General features: G+C 66.5%; 12 protein-coding genes and 2 tRNA genes. 6 read left to right on the top strand and 8 right to left on the bottom strand.

Features of this window, described 5'->3' with window-relative positions; translation table 11 throughout:
• Positions 1-6: 6 nt before the first annotated feature.
• Entirely contained in the window at positions 7-1,356 is a 1,350-nt protein-coding gene (accC, locus tag Q0897_RS05605; protein WP_299308105.1) for an acetyl-CoA carboxylase biotin carboxylase subunit, read from the top strand.
• Positions 1,357-1,383: 27 nt separating this feature from the next.
• On the opposite strand, the gene Q0897_RS05610 is transcribed toward accC, so the two are convergent.
• Positions 1,384-1,845: an Lrp/AsnC family transcriptional regulator gene (locus Q0897_RS05610; RefSeq protein ID WP_202085694.1), complete on the bottom strand. Its 462-nt coding sequence runs from the start codon at positions 1,843-1,845 to the stop codon at positions 1,384-1,386.
• 296 nt (positions 1,846-2,141) lie between these two features.
• Here Q0897_RS05610 and Q0897_RS05615 point away from each other — a divergent pair.
• Positions 2,142-2,217 (top strand) — tRNA-Ile (locus tag Q0897_RS05615).
• 91 nt (positions 2,218-2,308) lie between these two features.
• A tRNA-Pro gene (locus Q0897_RS05620) sits at positions 2,309-2,385 on the top strand.
• A 3-nt stretch (positions 2,386-2,388) separates the two neighbouring features.
• Here the strand turns inward: Q0897_RS05620 and Q0897_RS05625 are convergent.
• The 7 genes from Q0897_RS05625 to Q0897_RS05655 all read right to left on the bottom strand — a co-directional run bounded on the left by Q0897_RS05625 (position 2,389) and on the right by Q0897_RS05655 (position 13,584).
• Positions 2,389-2,586 (bottom strand): hypothetical protein, encoded by a 198-nt coding sequence (locus tag Q0897_RS05625; protein ID WP_299308108.1) that lies wholly within the window; start codon positions 2,584-2,586, stop codon positions 2,389-2,391.
• Between the two features lie 239 nt (positions 2,587-2,825).
• A complete protein-coding gene (locus Q0897_RS05630) occupies positions 2,826-3,674 on the bottom strand; it encodes an AraC family transcriptional regulator (RefSeq protein WP_299308109.1) in 849 nt (282 codons plus the stop codon).
• A 195-nt stretch (positions 3,675-3,869) separates the two neighbouring features.
• The gene (locus Q0897_RS05635) at positions 3,870-7,997 is read right to left on the bottom strand and encodes an MBG domain-containing protein (RefSeq protein ID WP_299308110.1); all 4,128 of its coding nucleotides are present in this window, start codon (positions 7,995-7,997) and stop codon (positions 3,870-3,872) included.
• A gap of 30 nt (positions 7,998-8,027) precedes the next feature.
• Entirely contained in the window at positions 8,028-9,740 is a 1,713-nt protein-coding gene (locus tag Q0897_RS05640; RefSeq protein WP_299308112.1) for a ShlB/FhaC/HecB family hemolysin secretion/activation protein, read from the bottom strand.
• Positions 9,741-10,636: 896 nt separating this feature from the next.
• Positions 10,637-11,635, bottom strand: coding sequence for a class 1 fructose-bisphosphatase (locus Q0897_RS05645; protein WP_299308177.1), 999 nt, complete (start codon positions 11,633-11,635; stop codon positions 10,637-10,639).
• Between the two features lie 69 nt (positions 11,636-11,704).
• Positions 11,705-12,565 (bottom strand): shikimate 5-dehydrogenase, encoded by an 861-nt coding sequence (locus Q0897_RS05650; protein ID WP_299308113.1) that lies wholly within the window; start codon positions 12,563-12,565, stop codon positions 11,705-11,707.
• Positions 12,562-13,584, bottom strand: a complete 1,023-nt coding sequence (locus Q0897_RS05655; RefSeq protein ID WP_299308114.1) for a LacI family DNA-binding transcriptional regulator — start codon at positions 13,582-13,584, stop codon at positions 12,562-12,564. Before Q0897_RS05655 ends, Q0897_RS05650 begins: the two co-directional genes overlap by 4 nt.
• Positions 13,585-13,734: 150 nt before the next feature.
• On the opposite strand from Q0897_RS05655, the gene ptsP reads away from it, so the two are divergent.
• From ptsP to Q0897_RS05670, 3 genes are read left to right on the top strand one after another with little or no spacing between them, the layout of a single operon-like run.
• Positions 13,735-16,293 carry a phosphoenolpyruvate--protein phosphotransferase gene (gene ptsP / locus Q0897_RS05660; protein ID WP_299308115.1) on the top strand — a complete coding sequence of 853 codons (2,559 nt, stop codon included), beginning with the start codon at positions 13,735-13,737 and terminating at the stop codon, positions 16,291-16,293.
• Positions 16,290-17,312, top strand: coding sequence for a 1-phosphofructokinase (gene pfkB, locus Q0897_RS05665; protein WP_299308116.1), 1,023 nt, complete (start codon positions 16,290-16,292; stop codon positions 17,310-17,312). The genes ptsP and pfkB overlap by 4 nt, the downstream gene beginning before the upstream one ends.
• Positions 17,309-19,036, top strand: coding sequence for a fructose-specific PTS transporter subunit EIIC (locus Q0897_RS05670; protein WP_299308117.1), 1,728 nt, complete (start codon positions 17,309-17,311; stop codon positions 19,034-19,036). Before pfkB ends, Q0897_RS05670 begins: the two co-directional genes overlap by 4 nt.
• Positions 19,037-19,048 lie beyond the last annotated feature (12 nt).

The following is a 19,048-nucleotide window of genomic DNA, read 5'->3' on the forward strand; positions in this document are numbered from 1 at the left end:
GCTTTCATGGCGATAACCCGGATACTCATCGCCAATCGCGGCGAAATCGCCCTGCGCGTGCATCGCGCGGCGCAGGAAATGGGCATTGAAACGGTTGCCGTGCATTCGACCGCGGATGCCGATGCCATGCATGTCCGGCTGGCCGATCAGGCCGTGTGCATCGGCCCGCCGTCCGCGACGGACAGCTATCTCAACATGGCGGCGATCATTTCGGCGGCCGAAATCACCGGGGCGGACGCGATCCACCCCGGTTACGGCTTCCTGTCCGAAAACGCCAAATTCGCCGAAATCGTCGAGGCTCACGACATCGCATGGATCGGGCCGAAGCCCGAGCATATCCGCACGATGGGCGACAAGGTGGAGGCCAAACGTACCGCGGGCGCACTCGGCCTGCCGCTCGTCCCCGGCAGCGACGGCGCGGTCGAAACGGCGGAAGAGGCACTGCAACTTGCCGAGGAGATCGGCTATCCGGTGTTGGTGAAGGCCGCATCGGGCGGCGGCGGGCGCGGCATGAAAGTCGTGCAGAACGCCGACGAACTGCCCAGCCTCATGAGCCAGGCCAAGTCGGAGGCGAAATCCGCGTTCGGCGACTCCACCGTCTATATCGAGAAATATCTAGGCAATCCGCGCCATATCGAGTTTCAGGTGTTCGGCGATGGCAATGGCAATGCCATCCACCTCGGCGAACGTGATTGCTCGCTTCAGCGGCGGCATCAAAAAGTGCTCGAGGAAGCGCCCTCCCCCGTGATCAGCGACGCCGATCGCGATCGCATGGGCCGCACATGCGCCGACGCGATGGCCGAATTGGGCTATCGCGGCGCGGGCACGATCGAATTCCTGTGGGAAAACGGCGAGTTCTACTTCATCGAGATGAACACCCGGCTGCAGGTCGAACATCCGGTGACCGAGGCCATTACGGGCCTCGACCTCGTGCGCGAACAGATCCGCATCGCGGCGGGCGAACCGCTCTCCGTAACGCAGGACGAGGTGCGCTTTACCGGGCATGCGATCGAATGCCGGATCAATGCCGAGGATCCGCGCAGCTTTGCCCCATCGCCGGGACAGGTGACGAGCTATCACGCCGCGGGCGGGATGCACGTGCGCGTCGATAGCGGGCTTTACGCCGGCTATCGCATTCCGCCGTTCTACGATTCGATGATTGCGAAGCTGATCGTGTATGGCCGCACGCGCGAAGGGTGCATCATGCGCCTGAAACGCGCGCTGGGCGAAATGGTGATCGAGGGCGTGAAGACGACGATCCCGCTTCACGAAACGCTGATCCGGCAGGACGATTTCCAGACCGGCGACTACACCATCAAATGGCTGGAAGAATGGATGGAGCAGCGCGAGGAATAGGCGCCGCCCCGCATCGGCCCGGGCGTCCTATTCCAGCGGGACGCCCGGCTTTACCTTCGACGAACGAATGACGAGCGAGGTCTTCACGCTGCCGACGTTGGGCGTGGGCGTGAGCTTGCTCGTCAAAAATTCCTGAAAGCTCTGCAGATCGCGGCTGACGATCTTCACGATGAAGTCGATCTCGCCGTTGAGCATGTGGCATTCGCGCACTTCGGGCAATTCGGCCATCTGATCCTCGAACGCGCGAAGGGATTCCTCCGCCTGGCTCTTGAGGCTGACCATCGCGAACACGGTGATGGTAAAGCCGAGCGCGGCCGGGTCGAGATCGGCGTGATAGCCGCGAATGGCGCCCCGTTCCTCGAGCGCGCGAACCCGGCGCAGGCACGGCGGCGCGGTCAGGCCGACGCGCTGCGCCAGCTCGACATTGGTGATGCGCCCTTCTTCCTGCAATTCGGCAAGCAGGCGACGGTCGATTTCATCATGAATCATGTGGCGGACAAACCTCTTCGATGGCCCATGGCGTGTTGCGTTTCGCCATATTGGAATGATTCGCCCATGGCGGGCAATAAGCGAGCGGCCGAACCGCCATATGCCGTAACAAACGGATTGCTACGCAAAATTGTTTCCCATTGCAACGCGGGCGAACGCGATTTGCCGCAATGATCCGCGACCTGTCGCAATTTATCGCGCCCTATGGCGGATCGCGCCGTATCGTGCCGCGCGGCATGCCCGGGCCAAAGCCGCTTGCCAAACCGGCGGGGGAACGTTACCCGCTCTCCCCCAACGGGCCTGTAGCTCAGCGGTTAGAGCTGGCCGCTCATAACGGCTAGGTCGCGGGTTCGAATCCTGCCGGGCCCACCAATTTTCTGACGCCTGCGGCGGCGCCGCTCTGCACACGGTCAAAGAAATCGCTTGCCGCCTGCCCGCGCGCTCTTTTAAGGCCATCCCGGTTCGGGGAGTAGCGCAGCCCGGTAGCGCGCCTGCTTTGGGAGCAGGATGTCGCAGGTTCGAATCCTGTCTCCCCGACCATTTTCATTTTTCGTTGTTGAGCGATGTCGCGATGCTTCGATCGCGGTGGGCGCGGGCTTGGAAGCGCCGATCGGCATTGGCCGCCAAGACACTTGCGGCTTCGTCCCGGGCATAGCGCAGCACGTCGCGGCCATATCCCGGCTGTAGGGCTGTGGACGAACGGGCAGGATGCAAGTCTCGATCCCGGCCTTCGCGTGCCATTTCGCATGCGGCCCAATCGCCCCGCCGGCTTGATCCCGATCTTCGTCTCTGCGGCACAGATATGCGCGCAAGCTGGACGAGCGCCTCTCTGCACGCGGCTGGTCCCGATGCCGAAATTGTCGCGTGAATTGATCGCGAAAGGCAGACATGGCGTCGACCCACAGAGTCAGGATGCGCCCGTCCGCTCCCTGCAGAGCGCTACCCCAGCCGATTGGAGGCGGGCCGCGCGTTGCCTGCCGCTATCTGAGCGGGAGGAAAAGGTCGGCGATTGCCTCTGGTTCAGGCACGTCGGGAAAGAACGCGATGCGCTCGCAATAAAGCGGGAAGTCTCGCGCCTCCTCACCGCTTTGCGGAAGCCAGTCGCGATAGAGATAGAGGGCCGCGGATTCCAGATCGTCAGTATGCCCGACGATCCGCAATACGGCACAGCGTCCTCCCGGTATGATCCCGGCCACCAAGCCGTGCTCGTCCGCGTCGAAAACCTGCTCCGTCGCTGCGCACAGATCCATGCGATAATCGCGAGGATCGGTATCGCCTGGATCGGAATGGAAGATGTTGAACGTCCTGCTCCTCCGCGGGGGAAGGCCGTTTGCCTTTCGCCAGGCGATGAACCGCCGAATGGTCGCCCCGATCTCGTTCGGTGGTCCGCGGTGCTCCATGATCGCCACCGGAACGGCGTCTGCCTCCCGTATCGTGACGTCGCTTGCATCAAAAGGCTGGTGCATGATCTTGCTCCTCGCGTTGGTGAGAGGCCCGAAGGCGGCAAGCCACGGCTCCCAGTCGGGTGCTTTCCGGAACGATGACGGCGACTGCCCAAAGCGCTGCCGAAAGGCGCGGGCAAAGGCATCGGGGGCGTCGTAACCGGCATCCATCGCGATCCGGGTCACGCTGTGATCGTGACGATAGGCCAGCCGGAACGACGCGCGCTTCATCCGGCCAAGCTGCACGTAGCGATGCACGGATAGTCCGAAAGTCGCGGTAAATTGCCGGTGGAAATGAAACTTCGAAAACGCCGCGACAGCACTGACCGTGTCGAGATCCAGCGGATCGTCGAGATGCCGATCGATATTATCGAGCGCCCGTTTCATCCGGTCTCGGTAATTTTGAAGTGCTGTCGTCACTGTCCGCTCCATCGTGGCGACACCATCCTGGCGCGGGTTCGGGGATATTGCCCGACCGATCTTGCGGTTCGGCGCGATCGCGTTCCAAACGCGATGGCAACCAATGCCTGATGGAAGCCTGCCATTACGACGGCCGGGAACGGACCGGCAGCCTGCCGCCGTCTATGATCCTGCGTCGACCTGTTCCCGATCGGCATCGCCCGCGGCGCCCGCAACCGAGGCGCAGGGGGCGAGCGTGTTGCAGAAATCGAGGGTATCCCGATCATTCGCAGGCAACTGACCGATCCTGCCGTGGCTTGCAACCTCCCGCGCGGGGATCGTTGCCGGCCGGGCCAGCACGGACAATGTGCCGGCGCTGAACTGCAGATCGTAATTTCCCGAAACCGTCAACGTGCCGGGAAGGATGGCGTAGTCCCCTGCCCTGCGTGCGGCCATCGGGTCGGTCGCGAGCGCACCGGTCATCACGTCGCCGTTCACCAGATTGCCGGCGGTGATCGTATAGCCGAGCGGCGGAATGCCCTCCCCTTCGAGGCGGATGGCATCGTCGGCCGCCACGTAGAGCACGCGTTTGTTCACGGTCAGTGCGCGGTCGTTTCCATCCGCCTGTAATCGAGTGACGCTGTAATTGCCGCCTGCGTCGAGGCCGGAGCCCGTCACGCGGTACGGTCCGACATCGCTGCGTATTCCCGCATCGGTTGTCCAGTCCGCCGTTCCCGACAACAGATCGCCATTGACGAGGCCGATGACCGTCACTTCGCCGGAAAGCGGGGGATTTGCGTCCCCGTAAATCCGCTCCGCCGCATTGGCGCCATACATGATGGTGAGCGGACGCGGGGCGATGCGCAACACGCCATTGCCGATGGTCAGATCGTAATTATCGCCGGCGGACAGCGCGCCTGCGTCGATGACATATTGCCCGACATCGCTCCTGACGTTCGCGTCTGTCGCAAGTGCGCCGTGAAGCGTGTCCCCATTGACCAGGCTGCCATGGGTCACGCTATAGCCGAGCTGCGGGTTCGCATCGCCGTAAACGCGGAACTGGTCGTCGGCGACCACCGTGATCGCGCGTTTCGCGATGGTGAGCGCGGTCGCATTGCCCGCGGCCTGGACGGTGTTCAGCGCATAATTGCCCCCCGCCGACAGCCCCGATCCGGTCACCCCATAATGGCCCACGCCGGACAGGGCGGTCGCATCGGTGCGCCATACGGCAATTCCCGATAGTGCATCGCCATCCATAAGGCCGCTCACCGCGACAGACCCGCCGAGCGCCGGCCCGGCATCGCCATAGATGCGGCTTGCCATGTCGGCGGTATAGGTCACGGTGAGTGCACGCGGCGCGATGGTCAGCGTCCCGCCGCGGAACAGAACCGCGTAATTCGGCCCCGCGGTGAGCGTACCCGCGCCGATGGCATAGCGGCCCACATCGCTATCGCCGCGGGCGGAGGTGGAAAGCGCGCCCCGCAAAGCGTCGTCGGCGACGAGGCTTCCTTCGGTGATGGCATAGGTGAGGGCCGGATTGCCGTCGCCATAGATGCGCGTGATGGCGTCCGCCGTGATGGTGAGGGGGCGCGGGGTGATGGTCAGTCTCCCCACCGTCCCGCCGATCAGATCGTATCCCAGCTGTCCAGAATAAAGGCCGTCCATCCCGATGGCATAGGTGCCGGCATCGGTCCTGCCGATCAATCCGCCCTTTACCGGCCCGGTGCTCAAACCGCCTCGCAAGGCGTAGGCCACCCCGGCGAGCTGGCCCGTGCCATCATAGACGGCGGTGCCTTGCCCCGTGACGTCGACGACCGCGGGCGTCAAAAATACCTTCAGAAGCGGGGCTGTATAGCCGTCGTAAATGCGCCACACCGCGTCCTGCCCGCCGACATTGTCGAGGCTCCAGTCGGCAAAGGTCGCCGCCTTCTGCAACTCCGCCGTGGTCTTGCCGACCCCGCCTTGCGACGCACTTGCCGCGATGCCGCTCGTCTCGGTGTTCCAGTACGAACTGGCGATCAGGCGCGATGCGTCCACTCCGACGAGGCCGCCTGTATCGCTTTGTCCCTGCACCCTCCCGCTCGCATAGCTGTTGATGACCGTGGCATTATACGCACCGCCGAGGAGGCCGCCGAGCCGTGATGTGCCCGACACCGGCCCGGAGGCGTGCGCATCGGCGATGGTGCTGCTGTCGACGAGGCCTGCAATACCGCCGAGTTGGGCGCTCCCGCTGGTCGATCCGGTGGACAGCACCTCCGACACGAAGGCATTGATCGCGCCGCCCGCAATCCCGCCCGCAGCTTCGCCTCCCGATGTGGCGACATCGCTCCACGCCGCGCGAATGGTGCTGTCGCTGAAGGCGAAACCGACCAGCCCGCCAACAAAGAAATTGCCCGATACCGAACCCGACGCATGGGCATTGCGCAGGTTGGAGTTGAAGAACCGCCCGACCAGCGTGCCGACCTGCTCGTTCCCCGCCACCTGCGCATTGATCAGTCCGACATTGCCGATCGCCGCGCGTGCCGCCGTGCCGAACAGACCGACGTTGCTCTGATCGGGGCGTTGAATGGTGAGGCCGGATATCACATGGCCCAGTCCGTCGAACTTGCCGGTGAACTCCGCCGCGCCGCCGCCGATGGGCGCAAATCCAGCGCCTGCGTTCCAGCCTGCGGTGGCGGATGCGTCGATATCGGCACCCAGGGCGTAGAACCCGTCGGGCCGCCCATCGATACCCTGCAGATCGGTTCCGGTCGCCGATCCTGCCTCGCCCAGTGCGGTGATGATCGTATAGGGGTCACCGTTGATCGACAGTCCGTTGCCCGTGCCGGTGAAATCGACCCGCCCCCCACGCACGTTCAGCGCGCCATTTGCGGTCAGTACGGCTAGCTTCGCCGTGCCTCCGGCGGTCATCACCGCATCGACGTTCACACTGCCCGCGGCGAGGAGCGTGAGCGTGTTCGCATCCCAGGCCAGCGGCACCGCCACGGTAATATCGCCGGCCTGCGTCCCGCCGCCGCGGGTGGAGATCGTGACGCTCGCGGTCTCCAGCTGATTTTCGAGCGTTGACGCGTTGATGATGCTGTCATAGCCGGGACCGGTGTTCGGGCCGTTCGAAATGGTGATATTGTAGGGGTCGAGCAGGAGATGGCCGGTCCGCCCGGCGACCGCCCGCAGATCGGCGGCGCCGGTATAGGCAAGCATGTGCCTGCCCGACACCTCCGCCATGCCGCCATCGCCGCCGACCCCGCCGCCCCGCGCCGAGATCGTGCCGGCGAAATCGGTGCGGCCATCGGACCACAGGACGACGCTGCCGCCATCCCCCGCACCGGCGGCGTCGGCGCGAATGACGCTCTGCCCGTCAACCAGCAGGTTCGCCGCGCGCAGCGTCGGTCCTTCCCCGTGCCAGTCGCCGCCGATGCGCACGGCCCCGCCGTCCTGCGCGCCGCTGGCCTCCATCCCCGACACGTCGATCGACACGCCGTTCAGCGTAATCGCGCCCCCGCCAATGACAGTGACGGTGCCGCCGCGCGCCTCGATCTGCCCCATCAGCACGATATTGCCGTCGCTGCCCCCGACCATAGTGGCCTCGCCCGGCAGGTTGACGACATTGCGGGCAAGGTCCTGCGCCTGCGCCATGCCGACGGCGACATGCGTCCCGCCAGCAGCAGGAGCAGCAGGCACACCCAGTTGCAGAAAACCGTCCCCCTGAATGTCGAGGGTCGCGACGCTTGCGGCCCCGATGGTGATGCTGCCGAGCGGCGCGACGATGGTTCCGTCACTGAACACGCTATTGCCGAGCAGGCCGACAAATCCATGTTCGCCGACCGTGATGCCGCCATTGTTGACGATGGCGCCGTCGCCCGCACCGGACAGCATTCCTCCGCCCGACATGAAGGCCTCGTTCGCGAGGTCCAGCGTGGAGGCGACAAACCCCCGTGCCGCGTGAACCTGTCCGGTCGGCGACAGCCGGATGCCATTGGGATTGACGATGAAGACCGAACCATTGGCCCGCAATGTCCCGGCGATCTCGCTACCTGTCGAACCGGTTACGCGGTTGAGGATCATGGCATCGACGCCCGGCTGGTCGAAAACCACACCGCGCCCTTGCGCGATATCGAAGCCTGTCCAGTCGATAACGGCCCGTTCGCTTGCCTGCGTAATCGTCATCGTGCCCGACACGGGCGTCCCGATCATGGCATCGCCCGCGACGACCCGGCCCCCGGTCGGCAGATCCTGCGCCGAGGCGGCGGGCACGGCCACTGCGGGCAACAGCGCGGCGGATGCAAGGAGAGCGGTTCTCGTCAATGTCATGGTCGGGTATCCATCGGATGCTCGCCCCGCTTAGAAGCTGCGGCTCAGGCTCGCGGTGAGGCGCACGCCGCCCGCCTCGCGCAGCGTATCTTCGGCATAGGCAAGCTCCGCCACGCCATTCAGCGAACCGGGAAGACGCGCGCGAATCCCGCCGCCCAGGGACCACGCATCGCCCCGCCCCCGCTCCAGCGCGGTGGGTCGGTCGAGCCGCCCGCGCCCATAAGCGGCCAGCAGATAGGGCGAAACGGCGAAGGAGCGGCCCGGCGTAAACGCGCGCGACAGCTCGGCACGCGCCGTTGCCCCTTCATCGACGTTCAGCGCGCCAAGGCTGTATCCGGCCACCGCGTCCTGCGCATCGATCGAAAATTGCGCGGCGGTGGGAAGCGCGCCGCTCGCGCTGATTTGCGTACGAAGGAAAAGGGTGCCGTGAAACCCCCTGCCCAGCGGCGCGGACAGCTCGCCTTCGGAACGCAGCGCCGTATAATCAGGCTGTGCGCCGAGCCGGGACAGGGGTATGCCGGACGCCGCCGCATCGGCTGCATCGCGCGCGCCCAGCGCATTGAGACCCTGCGCAACGGCCACGCGCAAGCCGGTTTGCATCGCCGCGCCCCACGATTTGCGCCAGTTCACCGCGAGCGACACGGTCCGCAGCCGATCGCGGCTGAGATCCGTCGCGAACTGCGGCAAGCTCTGAATTTCGCGTACAGCCTCCAGCGACAGATCGACGTCGAGCTGCTCCCGCCGCCGCAGCACCACCGGATAGCGCAACCCCGCCCCGACCCGGTCGAACGTCCCGACGAGCCTTGCCACGCGCGCCGGGGTGCGCGGATTGATATCGGCGGTGATCCCGTCGACATGGAACACCAGCCCGTCGCGACCGATCGGCATGTCGAAACCGGCGCCGAAAATCCGGCGCAACGGCGACGCGGAGGTCAGCGCCAGATCGGGCGCGGTCGAGAGATAGCCATAGATCCGCTCCCCCGAACCCAACACGCCGTTTATCGCGACGAGGCTGTCGATTTTCGCATTGTCGTAAACGTCGCCCGGCCGATTATCGATCGTCACGGTACCGGAAACAGGTTTCCAGCCGGCCTCCAGTACGAGGCGCGTGCCGCCCGCCTCCTGACCCGCGACAAGAGCGGACCGCAGCGTCACGCCAGCCGCGCGCCCGGCGAGGAGAAGCTGTCGTTCGATCTCCGGCAGCGTGATACCGGGCCGTTTGACAAAGCGGATCAGCGGGGCGGACACCGCGCCGCGCACGCGGCCCGGCAATCCACCGGTATCGATGCCTTCGATAAAACCTTCGACGATTTCCAGCCGCAGATCCCCGCCATCGGCAAGCGTTTGCGGCGGCACGACCACGCGGGTCAGGACATGGCCGTCACGCGCGAAAATCGCCTCGATCTCCCGGGCGAGCACGTAGAGCCGCAATACTTTCACGCGCGCACCGACGAGCGGCGCGACAAGTGCGTCGACCTGTTTGCGATAACGCAGGGGGAGTCCCGCGACATGGATCGAGGACAGCGTCACCGAAAGATCGTCGGCCCGGTCAGGCGACCCGACGATTTCGGCACGTCGCGGATTGATCGTGTTGCGCCCGATTTCCGGTAAAGGCGGCGCGATCGCCTCGGGCACGACCCTGCTCGGCGCGGGAATGGATTGCCCGGTGGCCGAGGATAAGGGCAGAGCTGTTCCGAGCACCGCGACCGCGAAGGCGGCGGGGCCTCTATATTGGCGCTTCAAGCTTATCGTCCGTCTTCTTCTCAGCGCCGCCGTAAGCCTCAGACGTGAAAAACTCGTTATTGCCGATGTAGGGGCCGCGTCCGCCCGCCATTCACGGCCTTGTTCCAGACAATCCGCGCGCAATGCCGGACGTCCGCGGTGCATTCGGAGAACCGGTAACGCCATTCCGCCAGCACCGCTCTTTGCCACAGCGTGCGCGCCGGAATCCGACGTGCGCTCGCTTGCGATTCACCTGCAGAACGTCGGAGGCCCGCCGCCCCGACGCACCGCCGCTCATCTGAGCGTGATGGTCCGAGGCAACGGGCGGATGCGGACCGCTTACGTTCCTTGCACCAGGACATACCGGTGGAAGGTCGCTCGCTCCGTCCGGAAGGGTTGGGCACCGGTCGAAATGCCCGCGTCGAGGAACGTTGCAAACGGTCCCTGCGGAACGGCCGCTTCACGCTCTTTCGAGACAGAAAAACATCGCTCCGGGCGCGGCCTGACAATCGCCGCCCGGCCATATGCGCCTTGAGGCTGCTTCCAGACGCGCCGGAGTGTCGCGCCAGTTTCCCAAACTATGGCGCTTGGCGGATGTGAGTCGGTGCTCTCCACGAACCGAAGAACCATCACGCAGACAAACCGCAAACTATAGCCAAAGACACCACAGGAAGCCCGGAGCCGCAGACCATCATCGGCCGGATGCATCGCATCCGACCTTTCGTCGCCAATGGCTGCGGTCGTTCGCGAGTTGCGCTTCCTCGATCGCGTACAAACCTTCGGCCAAGGCTTCACGGCGATCGCCTGTTTCCAGTGGCGTGGGGCCGGACCGGTCTTGTCGGAAAGCCGTCATGCCGACCGGACCAGTCATAACCCCGCGGCCATGACGCGCCGCATCTGCGCCGATGGTCCGGCCGCTACGGCGTTGCGGCAGCCACCTCTTCGCCATCGCCGAGGATGACGCCGACGCGCTGATGCAGGCCGACCGGGTCTATGTCGAGGATCCGCGTGGCGCCGTCGGTTGCCGCGCCGCCGGCCTGCTCAATCAGGAAGCTCATCGGGTTCGCCTCGTATAGCAGCCGCAGCTTCGCCTTGCCGTCCCGCCGGTGATCGCCGGGGTAGAGGAACACGCCCCCACGCTTCAGAATGCGGTGCACGTCCGCCACCATCGAGGCGGTCCAGCGCATGTTGTAATCCTTGCCGAGCGGCCCTTCGGTGCCAAGAATACGCTCTTCGACAAAGCGGGCGATGCCGGGCGACCATTGCCGCCGCCGCGCCATGTTGATCGCGAATTCGGGCGTGCCGCCGGGAATCGTGATCGGCCCGTCGGTCATCCGCCACGACCCGATCTCGCTATCGAGCGTGAATTCATACACGCCCGTCCCCACGCTCAGCACCATGAGCGTCTGCGGCCCGTAGATCGCGTAGCCGGAGGCCACCTGACACCGTCCGGGTTGCAGGAAATCGGCCTCGCGCACATCGCGGCCCGCGCTGTCCTCCGGCGCGCGCAGGATCGAGAAGATCGTGCCCACCGAAAGATCGACATCGACATTGCTCGACCCGTCGATCGGATCGAACAGCAACAGATATTCGCCCTTGGGATAGCGGTTCGGGATGGGGTGGATCGCCTCCATCTCCTCCGACGCCATGCCGGCGAGATGCCCGCCCCATTCGTTCGCGTCGAGCAGCAAATCATTGGCGATCACGTCCAGCTTCTTCTGCACCTCGCCCTGCACGTTCTCGGACTGAAGACTGCCGAGCACATCGCCGAGTGCGCCTTTGGAAATGGCGTGATTGATCACCTTGCAGGCCCGCGCGATCGTCTCGATCAGCAGGCGCAATTCCGCCGGGCAGGTCGAGTCGGGCTGGCGTTGCTGATCGATGAGGAACCGGCTCAGCGTGGGGCGCCCGGTCATGCGGGGCGTTGCGGTGTCGTCCCGGGTCATCGTGTCCGTCGTCGTCATGTCGTTCATTCTCCTGCGCTTTCAGGCAGCCAGCACGGCGGCAATTTCGGCGGCGGCCTCCTGCCCATGGGCGAGCGCGGCGGCCTCCTCGATCATCGCGGGCGTCGGCGTGTGCCCGGTATAGAGCACGAATTGCCGGACCGCCTGAAGCACGATGACACTGGCCCCGGTTAGCACGCGTTTGCCCTGCGCGCGCGACATTTTGATGAAGGGCGTCTCGACCGGCTGCGCCACGACGTCGAACGCGACATGCGCCGCCTCGACATGCGCGGGCGGAAAGGCCAGCGCGTCCGCATCAACGCCCTCCATGCCAAGCGGTGTCACGTTGATCAGCATGGCCGCGCCCGGTTCGCCCGGATCGGCACGCCAGCCATAGCCGTATTTTTCGGCCAGTGCCGGCCCCGTTTCGCCGTTCCGCGCCACGATGGTGCCCGTGCCAAAGCCGAGATCGCGCAACGCGGCCGTCACCGCCTTGGCCATGCCGCCGCTGCCGCGCAGGACGAAGGGGGTCGTTGGCGCGATTCCCGCCGCCGCCACAATATCGCGCACCGCCACGAAATCGGTGTTATGGCCGATGAGCACGCCATCGTCATTGACGATGGTATTCACGCTGTCGATCGCGCGCACCGACGGCTCCACCCTGTCGATCAGCGCGATCACATCCTCCTTGAACGGCATCGAGATGGCGCAGCCGCGAATGCCCAGGCCCCGAATGCCCGCCACCGCCGCGGCGAGGTCGGTGGTCCCGAACGACTTGTAGATATAATCGAGACCGAGCAATTCGTAGAGCCGGTTGTGGAAGATCGTGCCCGAACGTCCCGGCCGCCCCGACAGCGACATGCAGAGCCGGGTTGCGGGACCGAGCGGTGGTTTCGTTTTCATGCAGGTGCTCCTGTTCCGGGGGCAGGCGTACCAGCCGGGGGGACGGTGGATCCGCGCGCGACAAGCTGTCCGCGCAGCACGACCCGGCGCGCGGCGGCATCCGGGTTGTCGATCCGGTCGAGCAGCATCGTCATGGCCGTGGCACCAATATCCTCCACCGGCTGTTCTATCACGGTCAGCCCCTGCCCCACGAATTCCATCCAGTCATTATTGTCGAACCCGGCAAGCGCGATATCGCCCGGCACGTCGATGTGCAGCGCGCGCAACGCACGCAGGACACCGAGCAGCATCACCCCATTGCTCGCCATGATCGCGTCGGGACGTTCGGCCGTGCAAAGGAGATCGCGCAACATTTGCGCGCCCTCCGTCTCGCCATGGGGGATAAGGTGGCTCGTCGCGTCGAGTGCGTGCCGGGCCGATGCCTCCTCGAACCCTTCGCGCCGTTCGCGCCCGGTCCCGCTGTCGGCGCCGAACAGGCCGACGATCCGCCTGTGCCCCGCCTGTGCGAGATGGTCGACCAGCTCGCCAGCCATCGCCGCATTTTCGAGGATCACGCAATCGAACGTCGCGCCCGGTATCGTCCGGTCGATGAGCACGACCGGGAAATCCGGCCTGGGCGGTGGCCTGCGCCCGGCACCCTTCCTCCGCGCAGGGGCCAGGATCACCCCGCTCACCCGCTCCTGCGCCATGAGATCGAGATAGGCGGCCTCCTTCGCCGCGTCCTCGTCCGTGTTGCACAGGATCACGCGCATCCCGCGCTGTGCCGCGATATCCTCGATCGTGCGGGATACGGCGGTGAAGAACGGGTTGCGGATGTCGGCGACGATCAGCCCGATGGTGTTGGACCGCTGCGAGCGCAGCCGCCGGGCGGCGAGATTGGGGCGGTAACCTGTGCGTTCGACGGCCTGCAACACCCGCTCGCGCATGGCCGGATTGACCGGCTTTCCGCCGAGCACGCGGGAAACGGTGGCGGGGGAGACATTGGCTTCCCGTGCCACATCGCGGATGCCGACTGCCATGAAAACGTTCTCTTTCTTTGCGCGTATCGCGTGGTCCGAACGGTTCGACGATGGCGAATATCACGGCGCAGAGCAAGCCAACCCTTGACAAAGACGCCGAGAAAACGTTTTCTCGCACGCATAAGAAACGTACCCAGCGGGAGAATCACCATGCCGGCAGGCCCCACGCCGACGCACGCGCGCAAATCGCACATCCGCATCGCCGCCACCGCCGCGTCGAAGGACGATGCGATCCGCCAGGCAGGCCAGCTTCTCGTGGCGGGCGGCGCGGTCGATCCCGGCTATGCCGAATCGATGCTCTCGCGCGAGGCGGTGGCGAACACGTTCCTGGGTTCAGGCGTCGCGATCCCACACGGGCTGAAGGAAGATCGCGGGCTCGTGCATCACGGCGGCATCGCGGTGCTCCAACTGCGCGACGGGGTGGAATGGAACCCCGGACAGGTTGCGCATCTGGTCGTCGGCATCGCCGCCAATTCCGACAATCACATCGTCATCCTGCGCCGGTTGACCCGGCTTATTCAGGATGAGGACCGGCTTCGCGCGCTGATCGAGGCGGACGATCCGGACATGATCGCCCGCGCGCTCGAAACCGACGAGGCGCCCGACCGCGAAACCGCCGACGCCACCGATTTCGCGCAGAGCGAGACATGGGTCGTCGACTACCCCTCCGGCCTGCACGCCCGGCCCGCCGCCGCCTGGGTCGACAGCGCCAAGTCCGGCAAGGCCCGGCTCCGCGTGCGCCACGAGAACGAAAGCGCCGACCCGCGCAGCCTGATCTCCCTGCTGCAACTCGGGCTTCGTGCCGGCGATGAAATCGTGTTCTCGGCCGAGGGGGACGGCGCGCGCGATGCGCTCGACGCGCTCGTGCGCACGGCGCGCAGCCTCTCCGCCCGTGAAAAGCGCGATGCCGAACGCGCCGAGGAAAAGGCCGCCGCGCCGATCCACGGCTGGAAGCCGGAACACGAGGCCGAAATGGTGACCGGCGTCGCGGCGAGCCCCGGCCTTGCCATCGGCACCGTCCACGTGCTGGCCGCGGCCGAACTCGACGTGCCCGACACGCCGGTCGATCTCGTGACGGGCGGTGCCGAGCTCGATGCCGCGCTGGGCACGACGCGCGCGCATATTAAGGCGTTGATCGATGACACGACCCGGCGGCTGGGCGCGGGCGATGCGGCGATCTTCACGGCGCAGGCCGAATTGCTCGACGATACCGACCTCATCACCCTCGCGTGTCAGATGATGGTCGAGGGGCACGGGGTCGCCTGGTCATGGCACAATGCGGTGGAACGGATCGCCGGGCGTTTCGCGGCGCTCGGCAATCCGGTGCTGGCGGCGCGGGCCGCGGATCTGCGCGATGTGGGCCGCCGCGTCCTGGCACAGCTCGATCCGTCGTTGTCGAACGGGTCGCTGGCCGATCTTCCCGATGCGCCGGTGATCCTCGTCGCGTCCGATCTTTCGCCGTCGGACACGGCCACGCTCGACACCGAACGGGTCGCGGGCATCGCCACCGCACTCGGCGGGCCCACCTCGCATAGCGCGATCCTGGCGCGGACGCTCGGCCTGCCGTCGGTCGTGGCGGGCGGCGCGAAACTGCTCGCGACGCGGCCCGGCACCACCGCCATCGTCGACGGCGACAGCGGGCGCATCTGGATCAATCCGGCGGCGCAGGATCTGCAATCCGCGCGCGACTGGATCGCGAAACTGGACCGGCAACGCGCGGCGCAGGAAGCCGAGCGTGGCAAGCCCGCGATCACCAGCGATGGCGTGCGGATCGAGGTTTCCGCCAATGTGAACCGCCCCGATCAGGTCTCCTTCGCGATGACGCAGGGCGGCGAAGGGGTCGGGCTGATGCGGACCGAGTTCCTGTTCCTCGAGGCGGGCGAAACCCCGGACGAGGACGCGCAATATGGCATCTATCGCGCGATGATCGACGCGCTCGACGGCCGCCCGCTCATCGTGCGCGCGCTCGACATCGGCGGTGACAAGCAGGTCCCGCATCTGGCCCTGCCGCAGGAGGAGAACCCGTTTCTCGGCGTGCGGGGCGCGCGGTTGCTGCTGCGCCGGCCCGACCTGCTCGACCCGCAATTGCGCGCGCTCTACCGCGCGGCGAAGGGCGGCGGATCGCTCTCCATCATGTTCCCGATGATCACCTCGGCATGGGAGCTGATCAGGCTGCGCGCCCGGTGCGAGGAAATCCGGGCCGAGCTGGACGCCCCCGCGGTGCCCATCGGCATCATGATCGAGGTGCCCGCCGCCGCGGTGCAGGCCCGCGTGCTTGCCGAACATGCCGATTTCTTTTCGGTCGGAACCAACGATCTCACGCAATATGCGCTCGCCATCGACCGGCAGAACCCCGAACTGGCGAGCGAGGCGGACAGCCTTCACCCCGCCGTGCTCAACCTTATCGCCACCTGTGTCGAGGGGGCCCGGGCGCATGGCCGGTGGGTCGGCGTGTGCGGCGGGCTTGCCGGCGATCCTTTCGGGGCGGCGATCCTGGCGGGGCTCGGCGTGACGGAACTGTCCATGACGCCGCGCGATATTCCCGCGGTGAAGGCACGCCTGCGCACGTCCAGCCTCGCCGATCTGGAGACGCTAGCCGGCCACGCGCTGCGCGCCGCGGGCGCCGACGATGTTCGCGCGCTCGACCGTAAAGGCTCGCCCACCGAACCGCATGGCGCCGCCAACGAAGCGCAGGGCGCGACGGCATGAGCATTCTGACCGTCACGCTCAACCCCGCCATTGATCAGACGGTCACGCTGGACCGGCTCACCCCCGGCGCCGTGCACCGCGCCCGCGACACCCGCGCCCATGCGGGCGGCAAGGGGATCAATGTCGCAAGCTGCCTTGCCGATTGGCGGGCGGCGCATCCGGTTGGCGAAATCGCGGCCTACGGGTTCCTGGGGTCCGACAATGCGGCGCCGTTCGATACGCTTTTCGATGCAAAATCCGTTGCGGACCGGATGACCCATGTCGGCGGCGCGACCCGCACCAATTTGAAGCTCGTGGACGAGGCCGGCACCACCGACATCAACCTCAGCGGCGCCGCGGTTACCACGGAAATGGCGGACGCGCTTTGCGAAGAACTGGCAACGGTGTCGCGTGCCGGCGATCTCGTCGTGCTCGCGGGGAGCGTGCCGCCGGGATGTCCGCCCGATATTTACGCGACCCTGACGGCGCGGCTGCGCGAACGGGGCTGCACCGTCCTCCTCGATACCAGCGGGGTGCCGCTTCGGCTGGCGCTCGATGCCGATGCCTCGCCCCATGCAGTAAAGCCCAATCGCGACGAGCTTGCCGAATGGATCGGGCAACCGCTCGGGACAACGGACGAATTGCTCGACGCCGCGCACAGGCTCCACCGCCGCGGCGTGGCATGGGTCGTGGTGTCGGCGGGTGAGGACGGGGCGCTGTTCGTTTCACGCGAGGGGGCGCTGACCGCCCGTCTTCCCGTCGACACCATCGCCAGCACGGTCGGCGCGGGCGATGCGATGGTGGCCGGTATCGCCGCCGCCCTGATCGAGGAGGAGCCGCTTGAAAGGATCGCCCGGCTCGCCACGGCCTTCGCGGTGGGCAAATTGAGCCGGGAGGGACCGAACCTCCCCCCCGCCGCCGAGATCGGGACATTGGCGGCAAAAGTCGAAATCCGCTGGCTGGACAAGCCCGAGACACACGGGCGCCGTGACAATGCGGCAAGGCTGGAACGCACGAACGGGCTGGGAGAGGCCGAATGACCAAATTCCATGTAATCGTCGCCGACGAAGCGGCAGGCGTGCGCGCCTTCCTCGCCGCCGAAGCCTTGCGCAAGGCCGCGCGTGCCAAGGGGCATTCGGCGGATATCGAGGTGCGCACGCCAAACGGCGCGGTCGATCCGCTGCCCGATGGGGCGCCGGGCGCGGATGGCACGTTGCTGCTGATCGGCCCGCTGGACACCATGGCGCCCGAACTTGTCGAACGCGCGGATCGGTGCATGACGCTGGACGCCGTGCTGGCCGACCCGGATGCGGTATTTGACGAGAGCGGAACCGGGCCCGCCGACACCGCCCCTATGGCCGCAAACCGGCGCATCGTCGCGGTCACGTCCTGCCCCACCGGCATCGCCCACACCTTCATGGCGGCGGAGGGGTTGCAGGAAGGCGCCAAACGGCTCGGCCATGCGATCCGCGTCGAAACGCAAGGGTCGGTCGGTGCGGGAGAGCCGCTCTCCGATGCGGAAATCGCGGCGGCGGATGTCGTCATCATCGCCGCCGACCGCGAGGTGGACCGGTCCCGTTTCGCCGGAAAGCGTGTCTTTGCCTCCAGCACGAAGCCCGCCATCTCCGGCGGCGCCGCTCTCATCGAACGCGCCCTCGCCGAGGCATCGGTGCAAGGCGACACCCCCGCCGCGCAGGACACCGCCCAACCCGCGGCGAAGGAGCGGACCGGCCCTTACAAGCATTTGATGACCGGCGTGTCCTTCATGCTGCCCTTCGTGGTGGCGGGCGGGCTGCTCATCGCCATGGCGTTCGCGCTGGGCGGGATCGACGCCAATGCCGAGGCAGCCGAGGGCACGCTGGCCCATGCGCTGTTCCGGATCGGGGCGGAGGGCGGCTTTGCGCTGATCGTGCCGGCGCTGGCGGGCTATATCGCCTTTTCCATCGCGGACAGGCCCGGCATCGCGCCCGGCATGATCGGCGGCATGCTCGCCAATTCGCTGGGCGCCGGGTTCCTGGGCGGGATCGTGGCCGGTTTCGTCGCGGGCTACGGCGTGTACTGGCTCAACCGCGTGATCGTGTTGCCCAAGAACCTGCGCGGGTTGATGCCGGTGCTGGTGCTGCCGGTGCTCGGCACGCTGATCACCGGATTGTTGATGATCTACGCCATCGGGGCGCCGGTTGCGCTCGCGCTTTCGGCGATGACTGAATGGCTGCGCGCGATGCAGGGGTCGAGCGCGATCGTGCTCGGCCTCATCCTCGGCGCGATGATGGCCTTCGACATGGGCGGCCCGGTGAACAAGGCGGCCTACGCTTTCGGCATCGGCGCCCTTGCCAGCAATATCTACGCCCCGATGGCCGCGGTGATGGCCGCCGGCATGACCCCGCCGCTCGCCGCCGCGCTGGCGACCCGGCTCTTCGCCGCCCGCTTTTCCGCAGAAGAGCGCGAGGCGGGCGGCGCGGCGGCGGTGCTGGGTCTCGCCTTCGTGACCGAAGGGGCGATTCCGTTTGCCGCGCGCGACCCGCTTCGCATGATCCCGGCCTTCATCGCCGGGGCGTCCACCGCCGGGGCCATTTCGATGGTCGCGGGCGTTCAGCTGCGCGTACCCCACGGCGGTATCTTCGTGCTGCCGATACCCGGCGCGGTGACGCATGTGGCGCTCTACGCGCTGGCGATCGTGGCGGGAACGGCGGTGAGCGCGGCGCTGATCGGCCTTCTCAAACGCGCGGCGCCGCCTGCCGCCACCGGCACGCCGCCCGCGTAACGCATCTCTCCC

The organism is uncultured Croceicoccus sp. (genome assembly GCF_947496385.1).
Classification (GTDB): Bacteria; Pseudomonadota; Alphaproteobacteria; order Sphingomonadales; family Sphingomonadaceae; genus Croceicoccus.